At 44.5% G+C, this 21,438-nt stretch carries 17 protein-coding genes and 2 tRNA genes; 13 read left to right on the top strand and 6 right to left on the bottom strand.

Annotated elements, in window-relative coordinates:
- Positions 1–32: 32 nt before the first annotated feature.
- From AC23P2_RS28630 to AC23P2_RS28660, 7 genes are all read left to right on the top strand, one after another.
- Positions 33–1,142 (top strand): o-succinylbenzoate synthase, encoded by a 1,110-nt coding sequence (locus AC23P2_RS28630; RefSeq protein WP_487776374.1) that lies wholly within the window; start codon positions 33–35, stop codon positions 1,140–1,142.
- Positions 1,143–1,235: 93 nt separating this feature from the next.
- Positions 1,236–1,928, top strand: a complete 693-nt coding sequence (locus AC23P2_RS28635) for a molybdopterin-dependent oxidoreductase (RefSeq protein WP_487776375.1) — start codon at positions 1,236–1,238, stop codon at positions 1,926–1,928.
- 75 nt (positions 1,929–2,003) lie between these two features.
- Positions 2,004–3,452 (top strand): leucyl aminopeptidase family protein, encoded by a 1,449-nt coding sequence (locus AC23P2_RS28640; protein ID WP_487776376.1) that lies wholly within the window; start codon positions 2,004–2,006, stop codon positions 3,450–3,452.
- Between the two features lie 71 nt (positions 3,453–3,523).
- A complete protein-coding gene (gene porG / locus AC23P2_RS28645) occupies positions 3,524–5,344 on the top strand; it encodes a type IX secretion system protein PorG (protein ID WP_487776377.1) in 1,821 nt (606 codons plus the stop codon).
- Positions 5,345–5,431: 87 nt separating this feature from the next.
- Positions 5,432–6,178, top strand: coding sequence for a DUF6089 family protein (locus AC23P2_RS28650; protein WP_487776378.1), 747 nt, complete (start codon positions 5,432–5,434; stop codon positions 6,176–6,178).
- Between the two features lie 173 nt (positions 6,179–6,351).
- A tRNA-Gly gene (locus AC23P2_RS28655) sits at positions 6,352–6,424 on the top strand.
- Positions 6,425–6,473: 49 nt separating this feature from the next.
- A tRNA-Leu gene (locus tag AC23P2_RS28660) sits at positions 6,474–6,562 on the top strand.
- A 197-nt stretch (positions 6,563–6,759) separates the two neighbouring features.
- Here the strand turns inward: AC23P2_RS28660 and AC23P2_RS28665 are convergent.
- Both AC23P2_RS28665 and AC23P2_RS28670 read right to left on the bottom strand, forming a co-directional pair.
- Positions 6,760–8,337, bottom strand: coding sequence for an OmpP1/FadL family transporter (locus AC23P2_RS28665; protein WP_487776379.1), 1,578 nt, complete (start codon positions 8,335–8,337; stop codon positions 6,760–6,762).
- A gap of 152 nt (positions 8,338–8,489) precedes the next feature.
- Positions 8,490–9,764, bottom strand: a complete 1,275-nt coding sequence (locus AC23P2_RS28670; protein WP_487776380.1) for a hypothetical protein — start codon at positions 9,762–9,764, stop codon at positions 8,490–8,492.
- Positions 9,765–10,146: 382 nt separating this feature from the next.
- On the opposite strand from AC23P2_RS28670, the gene proS reads away from it, so the two are divergent.
- Together proS and AC23P2_RS28680 are read left to right on the top strand one after the other, a co-directional pair.
- Complete coding sequence (proS, locus tag AC23P2_RS28675; RefSeq protein ID WP_487776381.1) at positions 10,147–11,622, top strand: proline--tRNA ligase; 1,476 nt, start codon at positions 10,147–10,149, stop codon at positions 11,620–11,622.
- 27 nt (positions 11,623–11,649) lie between these two features.
- The gene (locus tag AC23P2_RS28680) at positions 11,650–12,081 is read left to right on the top strand and encodes an FKBP-type peptidyl-prolyl cis-trans isomerase (protein ID WP_028521831.1); all 432 of its coding nucleotides are present in this window, start codon (positions 11,650–11,652) and stop codon (positions 12,079–12,081) included.
- 73 nt (positions 12,082–12,154) lie between these two features.
- Here the strand turns inward: AC23P2_RS28680 and AC23P2_RS28685 are convergent, their stop codons facing one another.
- Both AC23P2_RS28685 and AC23P2_RS28690 read right to left on the bottom strand, forming a co-directional pair.
- On the bottom strand, positions 12,155–12,628 hold the full coding sequence (locus AC23P2_RS28685) for an NADH-quinone oxidoreductase subunit A (RefSeq protein WP_487776382.1): 474 nt from the start codon (positions 12,626–12,628) through the stop codon (positions 12,155–12,157).
- 67 nt (positions 12,629–12,695) lie between these two features.
- The gene (locus tag AC23P2_RS28690) at positions 12,696–14,885 is read right to left on the bottom strand and encodes a glutamine synthetase III family protein (RefSeq protein WP_487776383.1); all 2,190 of its coding nucleotides are present in this window, start codon (positions 14,883–14,885) and stop codon (positions 12,696–12,698) included.
- Between the two features lie 165 nt (positions 14,886–15,050).
- Between AC23P2_RS28690 and mtaB the strand changes: the two genes are divergently transcribed.
- Positions 15,051–16,379, top strand: coding sequence for a tRNA (N(6)-L-threonylcarbamoyladenosine(37)-C(2))-methylthiotransferase MtaB (mtaB, locus tag AC23P2_RS28695; protein ID WP_487776384.1), 1,329 nt, complete (start codon positions 15,051–15,053; stop codon positions 16,377–16,379).
- A gap of 201 nt (positions 16,380–16,580) precedes the next feature.
- On the opposite strand, the gene AC23P2_RS28700 is transcribed toward mtaB, so the two are convergent.
- Positions 16,581–16,940, bottom strand: a complete 360-nt coding sequence (locus tag AC23P2_RS28700) for a CoA-binding protein (RefSeq protein ID WP_487776385.1) — start codon at positions 16,938–16,940, stop codon at positions 16,581–16,583.
- A 123-nt stretch (positions 16,941–17,063) separates the two neighbouring features.
- Here AC23P2_RS28700 and AC23P2_RS28705 point away from each other — a divergent pair, with 123 nt between their 5' ends.
- Positions 17,064–17,636 (top strand): NUMOD4 domain-containing protein, encoded by a 573-nt coding sequence (locus AC23P2_RS28705; protein ID WP_028521826.1) that lies wholly within the window; start codon positions 17,064–17,066, stop codon positions 17,634–17,636.
- 13 nt (positions 17,637–17,649) lie between these two features.
- Here the strand turns inward: AC23P2_RS28705 and moaA are convergent, their stop codons facing one another.
- Complete coding sequence (moaA, locus tag AC23P2_RS28710) at positions 17,650–18,642, bottom strand: GTP 3',8-cyclase MoaA (protein ID WP_487776386.1); 993 nt, start codon at positions 18,640–18,642, stop codon at positions 17,650–17,652.
- 186 nt (positions 18,643–18,828) lie between these two features.
- On the opposite strand from moaA, the gene AC23P2_RS28715 reads away from it, so the two are divergent.
- Together AC23P2_RS28715 and aspS are read left to right on the top strand one after the other, a co-directional pair.
- The gene (locus AC23P2_RS28715) at positions 18,829–19,014 is read left to right on the top strand and encodes a cold-shock protein (protein WP_028521824.1); all 186 of its coding nucleotides are present in this window, start codon (positions 18,829–18,831) and stop codon (positions 19,012–19,014) included.
- Positions 19,015–19,275: 261 nt separating this feature from the next.
- Positions 19,276–21,042: an aspartate--tRNA ligase gene (gene aspS / locus AC23P2_RS28720; protein WP_487776387.1), complete on the top strand. Its 1,767-nt coding sequence runs from the start codon at positions 19,276–19,278 to the stop codon at positions 21,040–21,042.
- The last annotated feature ends 396 nt before the right edge of the window (positions 21,043–21,438 follow it).

The raw sequence follows: 21,438 nt of genomic DNA on the forward strand, positions 1-21,438 counted from the left end.
TGCGCTTGCTTACCCCAAACAGTTGTTTTAAAATGCCATTACAAGTTCACTATCAGCCACATAAGCTACAGTTTAAGTTTGAAGCGGGAACTTCGCGAGGCGTTTTGACCGAAAAAACTTCGTGGTTTGTGAAGATATACGATGATGCAGCACCGTCAATTGTAGGGGTAGGAGAGTGTGGCCCATTGCCTGGACTAAGCAGCGACGACCGTCCTGACTTTGAGGATAAATTGCAGGAAATATGCCAAAACTTCAATAAGCTCGATCTTGAAATATATTCTTGGAATATACCTATTATTCTTGAGCAGCTCGTAGGCAGTCAGTGGCCATCTATCCGTTTTGGGTTTGAATCAGCTATGCTTGATTACCTCAACGGTGGCAAACGCATTTTGTTCCCCAATCCTTTTGTGGAAGGGCAGCGGTCTATCCCCATCAATGGGCTAGTTTGGATGGGCTCACAGGAGGCGATGCTCAAGCAAGTTGAAGAAAAAATTGTAGCAGGTTTTGATACCATCAAACTTAAAATTGGAGCGATTGATTTCGACCAAGAGTGCGCTATTCTAACCCATATCAGAACCCATTTCTCTTCCAGCGAAATTACCTTACGGGTCGATGCCAACGGCGCATTTGATGCGTCCAACGTACGAGATAGGCTTAACAAATTGGCAGAGTTTGAACTTCATTCTATTGAACAGCCCATTCGTCCTCGTCAGCAAGAGTTGATGGCGGAACTGTGTGAAACAACCCCCGTTCCCATTGCTTTGGACGAAGAGTTAATCGGAAGTTTTGATTATGCAGCCAAACGCCGATTGCTCAAAAGTATCAAGCCGCAGTACATCATTCTCAAACCTACTTTATTGGGCGGTTTTGAAGCGACGCGTGAGTGGATTGAAACTGCACAGCGTTTGGAAATCGGTTGGTGGATTACTTCGGCGCTGGAGTCGAATGTAGGTCTGAATGCGATTGCTCAATTTACGGCCGAATTTGACAATACATTGCCCCAAGGACTGGGTACTGGCCAACTTTACCACAACAACATCGACAGCCCGCTTCAAATAGAAAAAGGGCAACTGCTTTATAATACCGCTCTCCACTGGGATTTTGGGGGATTAAATTCTTCTTACCTTTCTTCGGCTACGTAGTCGTCTCAGAACTTTTCTTTTGCTGGCGTGTTTTTACAAATAAACTGATGATAACCAGGGCATCAGTGGTTGGTTATTTCTAAAAAATGAATCATGGAAGAAAATAATAAACTCGATAGAATCATCGAAGCGCGCATGAAACTCAAAGCGCGTTTTGAAGAAAAAATGCAGAATACGCCTTCAATGGCGGATGAACGCCCCCAAGGGCACGGCGAGATAAACCGCCACGGGATGCCTCAAGTGCCTGTTGGGCAGACAGTAACGGCAAAATGGCCAGTGTTAGACTTGGGGTATCAGCCAAACGTGACCCTCGATCGCTGGCGTTTGTACATTGACGGAGAAGTGGAGCATCCGATGATTTTGACGTGGGATGATTTTATGTCGTTGCCTCAAACGGAAGATACCTCTGATTTTCACTGTGTAACTACGTGGTCTAAGCTAAATATGTCTTGGACGGGCGTGCGTTTGTTGGACATTGCTGCGCTGGTTCAACCCAAAGAAACCGCAACTCACTTGATGTGTTACGGATATGATACTTATACCACCAACGTATCGCTGGAAGAAGCCCTCAAACCAGATGTACTGTTGGCGCATTCGGTCTATGGCGAGCCACTACCCAAAGAACACGGCGGGCCAGCCCGAATGATAACGCCCCAATTATATGCTTGGAAAGGTTCGAAATGGATAAAACGATTGGAGTTTTTACCAAAAAATAAACTCGGTTTTTGGGAAGGACGAGGTTACTCCAACACCGCTTATCCGTGGCGAAATGATCGTTACAGTTAAAATGTCGAATTTAGAGGGCAGAGTGTCGAATGCTGTTAATTGCTTTTTGTTAAATTTTTAAAAGGTATTTTCTCAATGAACATAGAAGTAGTTTATCAATTACCGAGTCCAGTTCTGGCAGAGGTTTATCTTTTTTGCCAAAATGATTCTTTAGCCGATCATTTGGCGCAGTTTCCATACGCCGATTTTTTGATTCAGGATTTTAAAGCTGATTTTAAACAAACACAATTAGTGTATGGCGACAACTCAAAAACGTACCTCCTTGGGTTGGGAAAATCGCCAAAACCAGCCGATTATATCAAAGCGCTGAGGTCTTTCTTTTTTAACCAAAAAAAGAAACTACCCGATGCGGTTGCCTTGCACGTGCAAGGGTTGACTGCGAGTGAAATTGAGGCTGTTGTCAACGGGCTTTGGTTGGGCGATTACGATTTAGGCTTGTACAAAACAGATAAGGTGACAGAACCTACGTTTTTTGAACGTAAATCACAGCTGTGGCTACTTGTGGACGAAAACGACGTGGATTTGGCTGCTCAAGCAGTCCAAAATGGTGTAGCGACGGCGCAGACCCAAATTCGGGTGATGGATTTGATGAATGCTCCTTCAAGCCATAAGTACCCTCAAGTGTTGGCCGATTGGGCGGTTTTGTCTGGGAAAACCCACGGATATTCGGTGCAAGTGTTTGATGAAAAACAATGTGCGGAAATGGGCTTGCACGCCTTGTTGTCGGTGAGTGCTGGTAGTAAAAATCCGCCTCGTTTTATCGTAATGGAATACAAACATCCAGCTGCTTCCAAAACCATTGGGTTGGTGGGTAAAGGGGTGACTTTTGATACGGGTGGTGTTTCGTTAAAGCCTTCTACCAATATGCACTACATGAAGTCGGACATGGGCGGAGCCGCTGCGGTACTAGGTACGATGGAGGTAGTGGCAAAATTACAATTGCCCGTCAATGTAGTTGGGATTATTCCTTCGACCGAAAACTCCATGGATGGGCTTGCCATTAAACCTGGCGATGTGATTGGAAGCTATTCTGGAAAAACCATTGAAGTGATTGATACCGATGCCGAAGGCCGATTGATTTTGGCCGATGGCCTGACGTACGCGCATCGCCATTTTGAGCTAGATACCATCATCGACTTGGCAACGCTCACGGGTAGCTGTGTAGCTACGCTTGGTTATGCCGCAGCAGGTTTATTTACCAGTAATGATGCCCTTGCCGAAAGCCTGTACAAAAGTGGCATGACAACGGGCGAAAAAGTATGGCGTTTGCCCATTTGGGATGATTATAAAGACGAGCTAAAGTCGGACGTAGCAGATGTAAAAAACTACCATGGAAAGCCCATTGCAGGGGCGATAGTGGCAGCCAAATTTTTAGAAGTTTTTACCAACAGCCATCCTGCGTGGGCGCATTTGGATATTGCAGGCACGGCTTTTGCCGATTCAGAATTTGGAAGTATGAAGTCGGGAACAGCCTATGGCGTTCGATTGCTGATTGATTGGCTTCGTGAGCAAGTAAATGGATAAGTTTTGGTAATTCACGCTTGTTCTGTTAGCTTTAAGCGTAAAATGGTTTAGACGTAAAAATTACAATGAGTATGAAGCTAACGTTACGCAATCTATACGCTGTTTTGTTGCTATTCGGTATTCACCAAGCTCATTCCCAGCAAGTTCATCAGCGTTGGGAAGTAGGAGCAGGGCTTGGCTTATCAGGCTACCTAGGTGATTTGAACAAATCAGATTTTTTTTCGCAAGAACCTAAAGGAAGCGGAGGGGTTTTTGGTCGTTACCACTTTAATCGGAGTTGGGCACTTCGTGGTGCCTTAACGTTTGGTACATTGTCGGGCAATGATGCTAATTTTGAAGACCGTAAAGTACGCGGTTTTTCAACGCGTTCGCCCCTTACCGACCTTTCGGCCATTGCGGAATATGACTTCTTGGGGCGTCAACGTTTCAAATACGATTCCACCGCTTTCCAAGTGCGTTTCAAACGCCGATTGTCACCCTACTTGTTCACAGGGGTAGGTTTAGGTTTTACCAATCCCAAACCTAATTTTACGGGTACTGCCACGACCCCCGATATTTATAGACAAGGGGCAATAGCTGATCAAGCGGCTAATTATTCAAAATCAAACTTTGTCATTCCTTTTGGAATAGGTGTACGTTATGACCTTGCCGAACATTGGGTATTGGGTGCTGAGGCAGGTTTCCGTTTGGCATTTTCTGATTATTTAGACGGCATCAGCAAAGGAGCAAATCCTAGCCGTGATGATCGTTACAAACTTTCAACGGTATCTATTGCGTATCGTTTTGACAAAAAAGACACCGACCGCGATGGTATCCCTGATGAAAAAGATGCCTGCCCTACCCAGCCAGGTTCAGTCAAAATGAACGGGTGCCCTGACCGTGATAATGATGGCATTGCCGATAAAGACGACGATTGCCCAGATACCTTCGGTTTAGCAGTTTACAAGGGTTGTCCTGATACCGACGGCGATGGCATTCGTGACAAAGATGATGCTTGTCCTGACGTAGCAGGTTTGGTGGCGTTACAAGGCTGCCCCGACCGTGATAAAGATGGTATTGCTGATAAAGATGATGCCTGTCCCGACGTAGCAGGTTTGGCCAAATTCAAAGGCTGTCCTGACACTGACAAAGATGGCATTGAGGATAAAGAAGACGAATGCCCGACGGTCGCAGGAAAAGCAGAATTGAAAGGCTGTCCTGACGCGGATGGCGATGGAATTGCTGATAAAGACGATGCGTGCCCAGACGTAGCAGGAAAATCCGAACTAAAAGGATGTCCTGATACCGATGGTGATGGCATTGCCGACAAAGACGACGCTTGTCCAACAGTAGCGGGCGTGGCAGCCTTTGGAGGTTGTCCTGATACTGACGGAGATGGTGTAGAAGATGCCAAAGACCGTTGCCCTGACGTTGCAGGTAAAGCTGAGTTTGAAGGTTGTCCAGACGCCAAAACGTTGAAAGCAATCATTAAAGCGGAAGAGAAGAAAGCGAAACTTGAAGCCGAATTGGCCAAAAAACAGAAAGGCACGGTTGACCCTACCAAAGTGGTGGTTGATTTCAAAGTTGAGCCTGTATTGTTTGAGTCAAACAGTGCGGTTATTCAGCCTCAATACCAAACGGTTCTTGATGAAGTAGCTAACACAATGGCGAAAAATCCAACGTATAAATTGCAGTTGTCGGGTCATGCTGATAGCAAAGGAGCACAAGTACATAACCAACAATTGTCTGAAAAACGAGCCCAAGCGTGTTTTGAATACTTACGTACGAAAGGGGTGGATGCAACTCGGATTATTTTCCGTGGCTTTGGTGAAAGTTTACCAGCAGCGAGCAATGCCTCAGAAGATGGACGTCAACAAAACCGTCGTGTAGAGGTAAAAGCGTTTCGTCAGTAATAGCTTACAATAACTGATTCATTCAAAAAGTCGGACAGCCAACAAACTGTTCGACTTTTTGCGTTTTCTTGTAAAAAACTCAAAAAAATGCGTTTGCTTGCTTTAACTTGTTGCCTGAGCTTGCTATTGGTCACAAAATCAATGGGGCAAGAGCGTTTAGAATTTGGCGGATTTTTGGGTGGTTCAGGGTATTTGGGCGATTTAAATAAATCTGATTGGATTTCTAAAGAACCTAAAGTTGGCCTAGGTAGCTTGGTTCGTTACAATGTGTCAGACTTTTTAGCGGTGAGGGCTTCCCTTTTATTTGGGCACTTGTCGGGGCGAGATAGCCATTACGAAGATCGGGCCTTCCGAAATTTTTCTACCCAATCACCCATTTCCGAAATGGCTTTTCAAGCCGAACTACACGTTTTGCCGCTGATACAACCCCGTTTACCTCGCTTTTTTCAATCGACATTCTCGCCTTTTATATTTGCGGGCTTAGGAGGGGCATACACGCGTCCAGCACCTGATTTAGAAAACATGATTGTTTCCAAGCCTGAATTTGTGATAGGGGCTGAAATTGACCAAAACGTAGTATATAGCCACTATCACGTAATTGTTCCTTTCGGAATGGGGATAAAGTATCGTCCGCACATTCACTGGACGTTGACGCTTGAAGCAGGTTTTCGTTTGACGTTTTCTGATTACTTGGATGGAATAAGCTATGCAGCAAACCCCGATAAAACGGACAGGTATCAGTTCTGGGGTCTAACGGTAGCGTATCGCTTACCCAAACGTGTGGTTGGTTTCAGAAATCGAAATCCGTTACGGTGTACAACAAATCCTTATTAGTATTTCTTGAAAAAAACACCTTTGTATGTTGTTGATTTTTAGTAATTTGTAAAAAACTTTCAAAAAAGTTGTAATTTTTTTTCGCCAAACACTTGCGTCATATAGTGAAACGCGCTACTTTTGCACCACCAAATAACACTTGAACGGCACGCCGAAGCAAGTAAAACCAAAACGCGAAAGTAGCTCAGCTGGTAGAGCGCGACCTTGCCAAGGTCGAGGTCGCGGGTTCGAACCCCGTCTTTCGCTCAAAGCACCGCCGAAAACGGTGCTTTTTTGTCAAAAAAGGGACACCCCTGCCGAGGTGGTGGAACTGGTAGACACGCAGGACTTAAAATCCTGTGAGCCGAAACGCTCGTACGGGTTCGATTCCCGTCCTCGGTACCAACTAAAGAAGCCTAAATTGCGATTGTAGTAATTTAGGCTTCTTTTTTGTTTTTGAAGGATGAAAATAAATGCTAATCCTAAGGATAGTATTTGGTAAAAATCATAGTTGTGCCTGGGTAGCACAGAAAAAGAATCGGTACCGAGTGCCCTCAATACCGATTCTTTTGATAAACCAAGAATTTAACGCTGCTTTCCTGTTAGAAAAACAACCCAACCGTTCCCGTAAAATTAAGCGATGTAACGTTAAGTTTGGCAGAGAAATAATTGGATGGGTCGCTGAGTTGATATGGCGAATACGCATCCTTTGTCTGTAAATAAGTACCTGCCAAATCAACATAAAAACGCTCGGTACGATAACCGAGTCCGCCTGAGAATTGAATTTTTGAGCGGTCAAGGCTACCTTCTACGTTGTAATTTTGACTGTAGGCATTGGGGAAGAAGCCTACTCCCGCCCGCACTCTAAATTTATCCAGACGTGCTTCGCCCCCTACACGGAGATTGACGACGTTGTTGTACGACGATTGAATGATACGTTTGTTGTTGGCCTTAAATTGATTATCGTCGGAAGTGCTAATGCCCATCCCTTTGTAACCCACGTACTCGGCGCTACCTGTGATAAATCCTTTTTTGCCAATAAAAATGGTAATCCCTCCATTTGCTCGCAAAGGAGTGCGCATTTTATACTCAAAATCGTAAGGCTCAAGATTGACCCGAGTCGTTACAATTTGGTCAAAGGCTTGCTGTCCTTGCGCATTTGTTACGGGGTTGCCGTTGGCGTCAAAGACAGGGACGCGGTTGTTAAGGATGTCAATCCCTACTTCTTCCTGATAAGTCATTTGGAGATTGCTAAACGTTGGGCTATGGATAGAGGCACCAAGTTGTAGCATAGCATTTGGTTTATAAATAACCCCTGCTGAAATAAAGAGACCACTTCCTGAGATATTTACATCTTCGCGGTAGTCTAATCCCCTGAATGCGCCTCCGTTGACAAAACGCTCGGTGTAGTTGTTTCTACGGATGAAGTTATGACGAGAAAAACCGCCTGAAACACCCAAATAAAGCTTGTCGGCATAGTTGCCAGCATAGGCAAAAGTCCACTGAGAAGAACCGCCCGAAACTTCTATGTTGCCACTTTGTTCAAACGACGCTCTTGATAGTGGAATAGGCCGACGGTAAGGGCCATTGTCCGATAAAGCATCTATTTGGTATAAATTATAAAAAGCAGATTCAATCGAGAATGGGCGGCTATTGTTGTATTCGTCCTCAAGGGTTTTTACGGACAGTCCAGTAGCCAGTTCGGCGATATTGTCAATCATCGAGCTGCGGTTATTCGTGCCTCCATAGGAAATCATGTTATTGGCATTCACTTGGCGAGAATAGCTAATTCCAAACGAAGTACGACGCCATTCGCGGTTATAGCTTTGTGGGTTTCCTGCCAAAATAAGCGAGAACTGCGAGAGATTTGGATTTAACTTTTGGTCACTCCGAGTATTTCCAATGTAAGAAGCTTCGTTGCTAATGTTATAAAAAGTTGGGCTAAGGCTAATTTCGGAACGATTGAAAAAAGCAATCCCCGCAGGGTTGCCAAAAATGTTACTGGCGTCGCCACCTAGCGATGCGTGGTTTCCTCCTACCCCTTGAAAACGGGCAGTGCCGTTTTGGGTGAGGTCAGATAACTGGATGGCTGTGTTAGCGTATAAGCGACTTTGTGCGTGGGTGTGAGATGAGGCTGCTAATCCTAGCAAGATTCCCCATACGATTGGACGGTTTTTCATGGCAGGTAGAAAAAAATGTTAAACGTACATTTATAATAATTCATAAAAAACCTCGCTACTGGTGTAAATAGCGAGGTTTGAGTATTTCAACAAATGTAAATACATTCTTGAAAATTGAAGGTTCTATGTTAAAAAAAACGCGTGTTTAGTGATTAGCGTGGACCGCGTGAACCCGAACTTGACGAACCGCTGCTTGAGCCGCTGCTCGACGATGAGCTTCCGCTAGATGAGCTACCGCTACTCCAGCTACTAGAGCTGCTACTACGAGACGCTCCACTGTCGCTCCAGCTGCTCTGACGACTGCTGTTGTTGTTGTTCCAGCTATTATTGTTTGAATAATTGCTGGAATTGTTGTTGTACGACGAACGTTGGCTGCTACCGCTGCTGCTTGCTTCACCATAACTACGGGTGGCGCCACCGCGAGTACCTGACGAATAAGAACTTGTGCCAGTGCTTCCCGATGAATACGAACCACCGCTAGTTCGTCCTCCAGTGTTGGATGAATAGCCATCATAAGAGCGATTCGAACCACCGCGTGGGCGAGAATAGTAAGAGTCGCTTGATGATGATGAGTTGCTATTGTAGTTTCCAGTGCGGTCTGTAGGGTCATATCCCTGACGGCGGCCTTGGTTGGTATAGCGTGCGCTGTTGTTACTATTGTTGTTGTATGCGTTAGATGAACGATCAACTCGGTTGTAGTAATCAGTGCCAGGGCGGCGGCGAGCATCTACAATTTGGATATTGTTGGTTGGGCCATTGTACCAAGCGTTATTGTTCCAGTAGCTACTTCCACCATAGAATGAATTGCCATATCCACCGTAGCCATAATAAGGTGAGTAACCCCAAGGTGAATAAAATGAGTTGTAGCCAAAAGAATTTCCCCAAGGTGAATAGAATGGGTCATTCCAAGCGTATGCAGATGACCCCCAGCTATTCCAACGGTAGGGATTATAAAAACTGTTATACCCCCAATTTCCGAAACCATAGCCTAATCCAAGCATCATTGGAGAGTTCCAACTATTCCAAGTATTGAACCCGCTGCGCCAAGGCGTATTCCAGTAATTGCCCCAATTGAGGTTGTTATAGGCAGAACTATAACCATCCGCAAAACCTGCGTTGTAGCCTGCATTAGGGCCAAGGTTACGGGCAATGCCGCGCGAGCTCAGGTAGGATTCGTCGTAATAATCCTCTTGGCTGTTGTTATTGTTAGTTGAATTTTGTCCTGAATAATAATCAGGATTGAGATTACGAACATCAGCGGGTTGTTCGTTTGAACGGCTAGCCATTGCTACGGCTGCGCTCGACGAATTCCCGTACAAATCATCGTATTCGGCATCATCTTGGGTGGCGTATTGTTTGGAGCTACAACTCCACAATCCCATCAGGCCAAGCGCCGATAAAAGGGTGAGTGAACGAAGGGTTTTCATGGTGTTCAAAATGTTTTATGTTCAGTTAGAAATCAGGCCCTGCTACCTATAAAACGTTATTTTGATGGATTCTGATTCAGTTTCGACACAAATTTAGGATAAAAAAGTATCTTTGCAAGGATTTTTTATAAAAAAACTAATGGGTTATTATTAGTAAAATAATTGAAAATCAAAGAATTATAAATGTCAACTTCACACTCAATACCACAAAATACTGATAATTAGCATTTAAAGCGGTATAAGTGTGTGAAATACGTTTAAACCTTTGACTATCAGTGCATAAAAATTAAATTGGGAGAAGGCGCATTCGACAATCAAAAATAAGAAAAAGTCAACTAAGTGACTGTAAAGTTCAAGAGTAAACCTGTAACAAACACTAACGATGGCAAACGCGATTCCGAGCCGTGGCGATAATTATTCTGAGTGGTACAACGAATTAGTTAAAAGAGCAGACTTGGCCGAAAATTCGGCGGTAAGAGGGTGTATGGTGATCAAGCCATACGGTTTTTCTATTTGGGAAAAAATGCAACGTGCCCTCGATGATATGTTCAAAGAAACGGGGCACACCAATGCGTATTTCCCGCTTTTTATCCCCAAATCATATTTGAGTAAAGAAGCAAGCCACGTGGAGGGTTTTGCCAAAGAGTGTGCGGTCGTGACGCACTATCGCCTCAAAAATGCCCCAGATGGGAGTGGGGTAGTTGTGGATCCAGATGCAAAACTAGAAGAAGAGCTAATCGTGCGCCCAACGTCAGAAACGGTGATTTGGAGTACGTATAAAAACTGGATTCAGTCTTATCGGGACTTGCCATTGCTAATTAATCAATGGGCCAATGTGGTGCGTTGGGAAATGCGCACACGCTTGTTTTTACGCACAGCCGAATTTCTTTGGCAAGAAGGCCACACTGCGCACGCTACCGCAGATGAAGCGATGGCTGAAACGCGCCAAATGCTGGAAGTATATGCCCGTTTTGCGGAAGAATGGATGGCAATGCCTGTAATAAAAGGCTACAAAACGGCTAATGAGCGTTTTGCAGGAGCCGAAGAAACGCTGTGTATAGAAGCAATGATGCAAGATGGGAAGGCCCTACAAGCAGGAACATCGCATTTTTTGGGACAAAACTTCGCCAAAGCATTTGACGTAAAATTCCAGAGCAAAGGCGGCGGTTTAGAATACGTGTGGGGTACTTCTTGGGGCGTGAGTACGCGTTTGATGGGCGCGCTTGTCATGGCGCATTCTGATGACTCTGGATTGGTATTGCCTCCAAAATTGGCGCCTATTCAGGTGGTAATTGTGCCTATTTACCGCAACGAAGAGCAGCTAACCCAAATTTCTGACAAAGTAAAAGAAATTATGAAGGGCTTGAAACGCATCGGAATCAGTGTAAAATTTGATGATTCGGATGCCAATAAGCCTGGTTGGAAATTTGCTGAATACGAACTTCGTGGTGTGCCTGTTCGCTTGGCCATGGGTGCCCGTGATTTGGAAAATGGTACGGTTGAAATTGCGCGTCGTGACACAAAAGAGAAAACAACGGTCTCGCTCGAAGGAATTGTAGAGTATATTGAGCAGCTGCTGGAGGACATTCAGAAAAGTATCTACCAAAAAGCACTGGCATTCCGCGAAACAAATACCCACAAGGTGGATACTTATGAGGAGTTCAAACAAGTTCTTGATGATAAAGGGGGATTTGTATTGGCTCACTGGGATGGTACATCTGAAACGGAAGACCGTATTAAAGACGAAACCAAAGCCACCATTCGTTGTATTCCATACAATGCCCCAGAAGAAGAAGGAACATGTATCTTGACGGGCAAACCTTCAACGCGCCGGGTGTTGTTTGCGCGGGCTTACTAAAAATCATTTAATTCAAAAATAAATAACATGAGTGTAGCAAAAGCAGGTGATACCGTACAGGTACACTATAAAGGGACGTTGACCGACGGTACGTTGTTCGACTCGTCAGAAGGTCGTGAACCTCTGCAATTTCAATTAGGCTCGGGCATGGTGATTCCAGGGTTTGATAACGGGATTCAAGGAATGACCATTGGTGATAAAAAAACTGTACATATTCCAGTAGAAGAGGCGTATGGGCCAGCACAAGAAGAGCTTATTTTGCCCTTTGAACGTTCTGAACTGCCAGATGATATTCCGTTTGAGATTGGGATGCAATTGAACATGCACCAAGACGGAAATCCACAGCCGATTCCTGTAACGGTGGTGCAAGTAAACGAAACTCAAATTATCGTGGACGCAAATCACCCACTTGCTGGGCAGGATTTAGTCTTTGAAATTGAATTGGTAGGAGTTAACTAAGCGGACGAAAACCAAAAATGAAGTCCTACCGAGGTTTGTAATCTTGGTAGGACTTCGCTTTTTGGTACATAGGCTATTTCTTTGGTGCGTATTTCTCGTTGATTTTTTGGTAAAGTTGGGAGGGGACTTTCGTCTGAACGTCGGGGAGTTGCGGACGTGGTCGTACCCAATCTAAGTAGCCTTTACTCCAAGCATAGGCCAATCCTAAAATAAGGATTCCGACAAACAAAGACATTTCTACCAGCGAAAACCAGCCCCAAAGACCGTCGGTTTGACGAATGAGGTTTTCTTGTCCAAAAACGACTGCCCACGGAAAAAGAAAAATAAGCTCAACTTCAAAAAGAAGAAAGACAATTGCAATGACGTAAAAACGCACATTAAACTGCACGTTGGCATTGCCAAGAGGGTCTTCCCCCGACTCGTACGTCGTGAGTTTTTCCTCGTTTGGGCGGTGAGGGCGTATTACTTTGGCAAGCGTCAACATGATAGCAATAAGCGCAATCGCCGCGAAAATAAACAAAAGGATTACCCCAAATTCTGAAATCATAGTTGTGTCGATAGCACGTCTGTACCTTCGCGAGAATTAGAAACTTTCGCGAAGGTGATGGTATGAATTATTTTACAAAAAGCATTTCGCGGTATTTGACAAGCGGCCAGTCTTCATCGTCGATGAGCAGTTCTAGCTTATCAACCTCGTAGCGGATTTTTTCAAAGTAATCTTTCACTTCTGAGCCGTATAGGACGGCGCGCTCTACGAGGTCTTCGGTATTATTCGCTTTTTTTCGGGCTTCGGTCATCGCGTCCACTGATTGCTTGATGGTCAAAACCCGTTGAGATACTTCCCTAATCAACTCCTTCAGTGGTTCTGCCTCTTCTGTTAAACCTAGCTCTACCAGTGCCTTGGCTGTTTGAGCCAACTGAAACTGATATTTGACAGTGGTTGATACGACGTGGTTGAGGGCCAAATCGCCAATCACCCGTGACTCAATCTGTACTTTTTTAATGTAATTTTCCAGCTCAATCTCATAACGTGCGTGTATTTCACGTTCGGTCAAGACCCCCATTTTTTCGAGCACAGCAATCGCCGATGGTTCAATGTACTTCTCAAGCGCAACGGGGGTAGAGGCGATGTTTGTAAGTCCACGTTCGGCAGCTTCTTGGATCCAATCTTCGGAATAGCCATTTCCTTGAAATAAAATACGCTTAGAATGGCGGTAGTAGTTTTTAAGAATATCGACAATCGCCAATTCTTTTTTCTCCCCAGCTTCGAGGCGCACTTCGAGTTCTTTGCGGAACTCTTGGAGCTGGTTTGCCACAATTGTATTGAGGATAATCATAGGAGAGGCGCTGTTGGCGCTTCCTCCGACGGCGCGGTATTCAAACTTATTTCCTGTAAAAGCAAATGGCGACGTACGGTTTCGGTCGGTGTTGTCGCGCATAAGGGGAGGAGTACGCGTAATGCCCAATTTGTAAAATACGTTGTCACCTTTTTCAAGCTGAATTTCCCCACGATTTTCAAGCGTTTCGAGCAAGCGAATCAACTCATCTCCTAAGAAAATGGAGACAATTGCAGGCGGAGCTTCGTTGGCGCCCAAGCGGTATTCGTTGCCAGCGGAGGCAATTGACGCCCGCAGCAAATCAGCGTGGTCGTGAACGGCCTTTACGGTATTCATCATAAACGTCAAGAAACGAAGGGTTTCTTTTGGTTTGCTACTAGGTGCCAACAAGTTCACGCCTGTGTCGGTCATCATCGACCAGTTATTGTGCTTTCCGCTTCCGTTGATACCTGCGAATGGTTTTTCGTGGAAAAGAACTTTAAAATTATGCTTTTCGGCCACTTTGTGCATCAAGTCCATCAACAGGGCGTTGTGGTCGATGGCTAAGTTGAGTTCTTCAAACGTAGGCGCACATTCAAACTGCCCTGGCGCTACCTCATTGTGGCGGGTACGCACTGGAATTCCAAGTTTCCAGGCTTCGTACTCAAAGTCAACCATAAAGGCATTCACGCGCGGTGGAATAGAGCCAAAGTAGTGGTCTTCAAGTTGTTGACCTTTGGCAGGAGAGTGTCCAAACACAGTTCGACCCGACATCATTAGGTCAGGACGAGCGTAGTAAAGGGCTTTATCAACCAAAAAGTATTCTTGTTCGGCACCGAGTGTTGCCGTTACTTTTTCCACATTGCGGTCAAAATAATACATCACAGCCGTGGCGGCTTTGTCGAGCACATGGAGGGCACGTAAAATGGGCGTTTTGTAATCCAATGCCTCACCTGTATAAGAAATAAAGACCGACGGAATACAGAGTGTTTTTCCACCTGCACCGTTGTCCATCAAAAAAGCAGGAGAACTAGGATCCCACCCTGTATAGCCCCGAGCTTCAAATGTCGCCCGTAAACCGCCGCTCGGAAAAGAAGAGGCATCAGGTTCTTGCTGTACCAATGCACTTCCTTTAAACTTTTCAATAGCTTTCCCTTGGGCTGTTACGTCAAAAAATGCGTCGTGTTTTTCGGCAGTTCCGCCCGTTAGGGGTTGAAACCAGTGGGTATAATGTGTCGCGCCTTTAGAAGTCGCCCACGATTTCATGGCGGCGGCTACTTCATCGGCAATTTCACGATCAATTCGAGAACCCGATTTAATGGCATTAGAAACTTTGTAATAGGCTTCGGGTGTGAGCAACGACTTCATAACGTCGTCGCTGAAAGTATATGAACCGTAATAATCGGCTACTTTATCGCTTGGTGGTGTTACACTGATTGTTGCGCGGTTATGGGCCGTTTCAAGGGCCTTGAATCTCATATTTGCCATAAATGAAGTATCGGGTAATTAGAATGAAAATCAACTGTTTTTGGAATAGGCACCAAACATATATTTTTTTTGTTTGATTGACAAAGTTATGGGTTTCCATTGAAGGATTTGACGAATATATGGATTGTTTGTCGCCCAAACGAGTATTATCACTAATTTTGTACCATGAAAAAAGTTGCATTTTATACATTGGGGTGTAAGCTCAATTATTCCGAAACTTCCAGTATATCAAGGATGTTTGAGCAAAAAGGGTATCAAAAGGTAGCCTTCAACGAACAACCCGATATCTTCATCATCAATACTTGTTCGGTTACAGACAATGCCGACAAAAAATGCCGTAAAATCGTTAGAGAAGCGCAGGGAATAAATCCCAACGGCTACGTGGCTATCATTGGCTGTTATGCGCAATTAAAACCGCAAGAAATTTCCGAAATTCCAGGCGTGGACGCCGTACTTGGTGCTGCCGAGAAATTTCGATTGATAGATTTATTGGATGGATTTGTCAAAGAGCCAGTTTCTCAGCCTGGGCGTGTGTTGGCATCGCCGATTGAAGAGGCCGTTGACTATCACGTTTCTTATTCACTCAACGACCGAACACGTACCTTTTTGAAGGTACAAGACGGCTGTGACTATCCGTGTGCATATTGTACTATTCCGCTAGCAAGAGGCAAAAGCCGCTCCGATACTGTAGAAAATGTGGTAAAAGCTGCACACGAAATTGCAGCACGCGGAGTTAAAGAAATTGTGCTTACGGGGGTAAATATTGGTGATTTTGGCCTCCATGACGGCAAGCGTACCGAAACATTTTTTGAACTTGTCCAAGCACTAGACGAAGTAGAAGGAATTGAGCGTTTTCGTATTTCTTCGATTGAACCCAATTTGTTGACGGATGAAATTATAGCGTTTGTGGCCCAATCGAAGCGTTTTGTGCCGCATTTCCATATTCCACTTCAATCAGGTTCAAACAAAGTGTTGGGTTTGATGCGTCGTCGTTACCGTCGTGAGTTGTACGTAGATAGAGTGACGAAAATCAAAGAATTGATGCCTGACTGCTGTATTGGCGTGGATGTCATCGTAGGGCACCCTGGCGAGACAAAAGAAGAGTTTTTGGAAACGTATAACTTTTTGAATGAGCTTCCGATTTCGTACTTACACGTATTTACCTATTCCGAACGCCCCAATACGTTGGCGGTTGATATCAAGCCAGTTGTGCCGCATTCGCAGCGGGCAGAGCGGTCAAAAATGCTCCATATTTTGTCCGATAAAAAACGTAGGGCGTTTTATGAAGGCCAATTAGGCACCGAGCGGACGGTGCTATTTGAGGACGAAGTGGTTGATGGTAATATGCAAGGCTTTACCGAAAATTACGTGCGTGTGACGGCCAAATATGATCCGCTGCTCATCAACGAGGTAAAAAGTTTGCAACTAACTGAGATTAACGCGGAGGGCCAAGTAGAGGTGCGGGAGGTAGAAACAGAAGTTTTTCACCACTAATTGAGCAATACAAGAGTAAGTAAGGACAAAAAGCGTTCTTTTAGGGATAGCATTGGAGAATAAATAATAAAAAAAAGAACATCTTGTTTGATTTGAAAACCATTTCATTAATTTAGTGTTTGATAAGGGTAGCCCTACTTACTAACAAAAACCACACCGATTGCCACTGACTTACCCGCTATCAAACACTAAAACATAGGCTTAATACGCACCAATCGACAGAAGCACAAGTGTACAGGCTTCTTGGGCTTCGATTCCGTTTTGTGTCAACAAAGCGACAAATTCATCATTTTCTGTGCCAGGGTTAAAAATAACTCGTTTTGGCTGTAATGACACAACGTAATCGTACCATTCGGGTTGATTGCGTGGCCCAACGTATAAGCTAACGGTATCAATATCGTCAAAGGCTGGTTTGTCAGTATGTATCTGTTGACCCGCAACAACGCCCTCTTTGAGACCTACCAACTCAATGGGATGGCCGTGGTTGCTAATACGATGTGCCGCAAGAAATGCGTAGCGTTCTGGGTTGGTAGAAGCCCCAAGGATGAGCGTTTTTTTCATTTTAAGACTTGATTGATAGTAATTTTAAAACAATAAAAAGCACCAGTTAGTTGTACTGACAATGCACAAATGTATTGAAAAGGTACGATTGCTGGGATTGAAAAAATCAACAACACAAGAACCATGGCTGATAATAAAATAGCAAACTACTGGAACGAGAAGTGGGTACGAATTGAGTTTGAAGGAGTTGAAAATCCGCCCCATTATAGAGTGTCTAACTATGGCCGCTTGGCGAGCTTTCAGGGAGAAGATAATCAAGGGAAAGTCATAAAAGGGTCTGTGATTCAGGGGTATCGCTCTTTAAATATTCGCATTACAGGAGGCAAAACCATCAACCGATACGTGCATAAATTAGTGGCCGACTTGTTTGTAAAAAAAGAAAGTGAAAATGCCAAGTATGTCATTCACCTCGATTTTGATAAACAAAATAACCGTGCCGAAAACCTAAAATGGGCGACCAAAGACGAAATGGTGGAGCACAACCGCAATAATCCAGCGGTAATCAATCGTCAGATTCCAATACGTACCCGTAACTACAAGCTCACCGAACCCAAGGTAAGGATGATTAAAAAGATGTTGAAAAGCGACAAAAACCGCTTAAAAATGATTGCAAAGCAATTTGGCATCACCCATACGCAGCTTAATCGTATCCGTTCGGGCGAGAATTGGAAAAACGTAAAAATTGATGATGAATAAAAAAGAGGGATGATTACCCTCCAATGGTGGACATTGATTCCGAAACCACACCCACTTTACGTCTCGCTTCGGCTTCAAAGCCATCTTTTGCCCTGTTTTGTAGTGCTTCGTAAATATACGTTTGTAGGGTTTCGTCATTGTGCCCTTGTCGAATCAAATCACGAATGTTAAAAACGCCATCGTCGTATAGACATGTCCTGAACTGACCTTGTGGGGTTAGGCGAAGTCGATTACAAGTACCACAAAACGTGCGACTGAAGGCCGCAATGATGCCAATCGTACCTTGGTGCCCAGGAATTTGGTAATTATAAGACGTGGAGGCAGGAGGGTCAGGGAGCTTATAGATGCCAGGATACGCTTTTTTTAGCTCGTCCAAAATCCGACGATAATTCCAAAATTCTTGGTATTCGTGCGCACCGTCGCCGTTGAAAGGCATTTCTTCAATAAAACGTACACTGACGGGAGAGTGGCGTGTGAGCTCGGCCATTGGGATAATGTCGTCCGTATTTTTTCCTGACATGACCACCGTGTTTATTTTGGTCGAAATATTGTGGGCTTGCAGGGCTTCAAACGTCTGCCATACGTTTGGAAATTCATCGCGACGCGTAATGTCAAAAAAGCGTTGACGATCGAGGCTATCTAAACTAAGGTTGACCGATTTAATCCCAATTCTTTTTAAATCAGGTACTAGCGGTGCAGTAAGCACTCCGTTGGTAGTGATGTTGATTTGATTTAATCCTTCGATTTGGCTGAGTTGTTCCAAAAACTCCATCATTCCTCGCCGTACAAAAGGCTCTCCCCCCGTAATCCGAACTTTGTCCACCCCCATGCGTACCAAAATGCGGATAACTCGCTCCATCTCTTCCCACGTCAGAAGGTGCGGTTTGGGCACATATTTGATGCCTTCCTCGGGCATACAATAAAAACAACGCAAGTTACAGCGGTCGGTTACTGCCAGCCGTAAATAGTTGATGGGGCGTCCGTGGTTGTCGATTACGTGCTTCAAAAACGTGTAAATGGTAAGAAAGTGAATCAAAAGCGTTGTTGCTCAAAGTAAACAACGGAAACAGAAAGAAACAAGTTCTTGAGTGTCAGAAACTAAAAAACGCATAAAAAAATTATTTTATAATTTTAATTTTCTACTTTTGTAATGGCAGTACGCCAATCATTCATTTTTTTAATTTTTTTTGTAATGGAAACTGGAACAGTAAAGTTCTTCAACGAATCAAAAGGATTTGGCTTCATCGTTAGCGGTGGACAAGAAATTTTCGTACACGTATCTGGCTTGGTTGATAAAATCACCGAAGGAGATACTGTTACGTTTGACAAAGTGCAAGGTAAAAAAGGCATCAACGCCACCAACGTTAAGCTTGCTTAATTGCAACACTCCACTGATATATTGAAATTCCGATTCTAATTGGTCATAACAATGTGTCAAAAAAAGGGCAAACGGGTCTTTCCGCTTGCCCTTCTTTGTTTTTGTCCCAAACCTTATAGCTTTTGCTGGTACAGCGCTTACGAAAGCTATAAGGTTAAACTGGTACGGCGATTGTTAAACCTATAAGGTTTACGTACAAGGTTTTTATTATTTATTCCGTACTTTTGCGGACTTTTTAAGGAATTTAAGAAATAATATTCTATGCTTAGAACGCACACTTGCGGTGAACTCCGCATTTCGGATGTCAATAAAGAAGTAACCCTAAGCGGTTGGGTACAACGTATCCGTGATAAGGGTGGAATGATATGGATTGATTTGCGTGACCGCTACGGCATTACGCAGTTGATGGTGGAAGAAGGAAAAACAGCCTCAGAAATCATTGCGAAAGTTCGTGAGCTTGGCCGTGAGTTTGTCATCCAAGCCTCAGGTACGGTGTCAGAACGCTTTGCCAAAAATGATAAAATCCCGACGGGAGATATTGAGTTGAAATTGAGTGGGTTAGAGGTGTTAAACCCTGCTAAACTTCCTCCATTTTTGATTGAAGACGAAACCGATGGGGGAGACGAACTGCGCATGAAGTACCGCTACTTGGATTTGCGCCGCAGTCCTGTTCGTAAAAACCTTGAATTGCGTCATAAAGTAGCGCAACAAACGCGTATTTTCATGGATGCGCAAAACTTCATTGAAGTGGAAACGCCCGTGTTGATTAAGTCAACGCCTGAAGGAGCGCGCGACTTCGTTGTACCAAGCCGTATGAACCCTGGAGAGTTTTATGCCTTGCCACAATCGCCGCAAACCTTTAAGCAATTGTTGATGGTATCGGGTTTTGACCGTTACTTCCAAATTGTAAAATGTTTCCGTGACGAAGACCTTCGTGCCGACCGTCAGCCTGAATTTACGCAAATCGACTGTGAAATGTCGTTTGTGACGCAGGAAGATGTGCTCCAAATGTTTGAAGGCTTGATTCGTCATTTGTTCAAAGCTGTCAAAGGAATTGACCTTCCCGAAGTACCTCGCATGACGTATGCAACGGCTATGAAGAAATACGGTTCGGATAAGCCCGACGTGCGCTTTGGTATGGAGTTTTGCCCCCTAACCCCCGATGGGGGAAATGAACCCGATTTGGTGCGCGGTAAAGGATTTCCTGTTTTTGATGCGGCTGAGTTGGTTGTGGGTATTTGCGCCAAAGGATGTGCTGAATATACGCGCAAGCAAATCGACGAACTGACTGAATGGGTGAAACGCCCCCAAGTTGGAGCAAAAGGTCTTGTCTATGCACGTTACAATGTCGACGGAACCATTAAATCGTCGGTCGATAAATTTTACAGCGAAGAAGACCTCAAAAAATGGGCCGAGGCGTTTGGTGCAGAACCAGGCGACTTGATGTTGATTTTGGCGGGTGAAGCAAATAAAACACGCAAACAACTCAACGAACTTCGTTTGGAAATGGGTAGCCGTTTGGGCTTGCGCAATCCTGACGAGTATAAGGTGCTTTGGGTAGTTGATTTCCCATTGTTGGAGTATGGCGAAGATGAGCAACGTTGGTTTGCGATGCACCACCCATTCACGAGCCCCAAACCAGAAGATATTCCGTTGTTGTCAACCGATTTAGGTGCGGTTCGTGCCAATGCCTACGACATGGTGATCAACGGAACAGAAGTAGGTGGAGGCTCTGTGAGGATTTTCCAACGTCCGTTACAGATGCAAATGTTTGAAATCTTGGGCTTTACACCTGAAGAGGCCAAAGCGCAGTTTGGATTCTTAATGGATGCGTTTGAGTTTGGTGCGCCGCCACACGCGGGTATTGCCTTCGGGTTCGACCGTTTGTGTTCAATCTTCGGAGGGGCAGATTCGATTCGTGATTTTATTGCGTTCCCGAAAAACAACTCTGGCCGCGACGTAATGATTGATTCTCCATCGACGATTGACCAAAAACAACTAGACGAATTAAAAATTGCCACAAAATAAGTCAGACGACAGTCAGACTTTACTACAGCACAGCAGCTTCGGTCTGACTACCGTCTGACCTAGTCGTAGTCAGACCATAAAAAACTCCTCCCTGAACCTACTCAGCGAGGAGTTTTTTGTTTTAGGAACCCGCTTATTTGTACAGCGAGACAATAGGAGAACTAAACGACCCACTTACTTGTAAAGTATCGGGAAAAGCCTTGTAGTATTTGTAGCTTACCACAAGAGATACGTTAAAATGCCCTTTGATGGTATTGGCGACGGTATCAACCGACGTGACGGTTACTTGATTGGGCTTTTGATTGAGTTCGACAACATCGGCCTTTATTAAAGAAATGGGGGTAATGTTCCACGAAATCGACTTACTGATATATAATACAGTGGATTACGGTTAAA

Source organism: Runella sp. R0.1_18, from assembly GCF_057652155.1.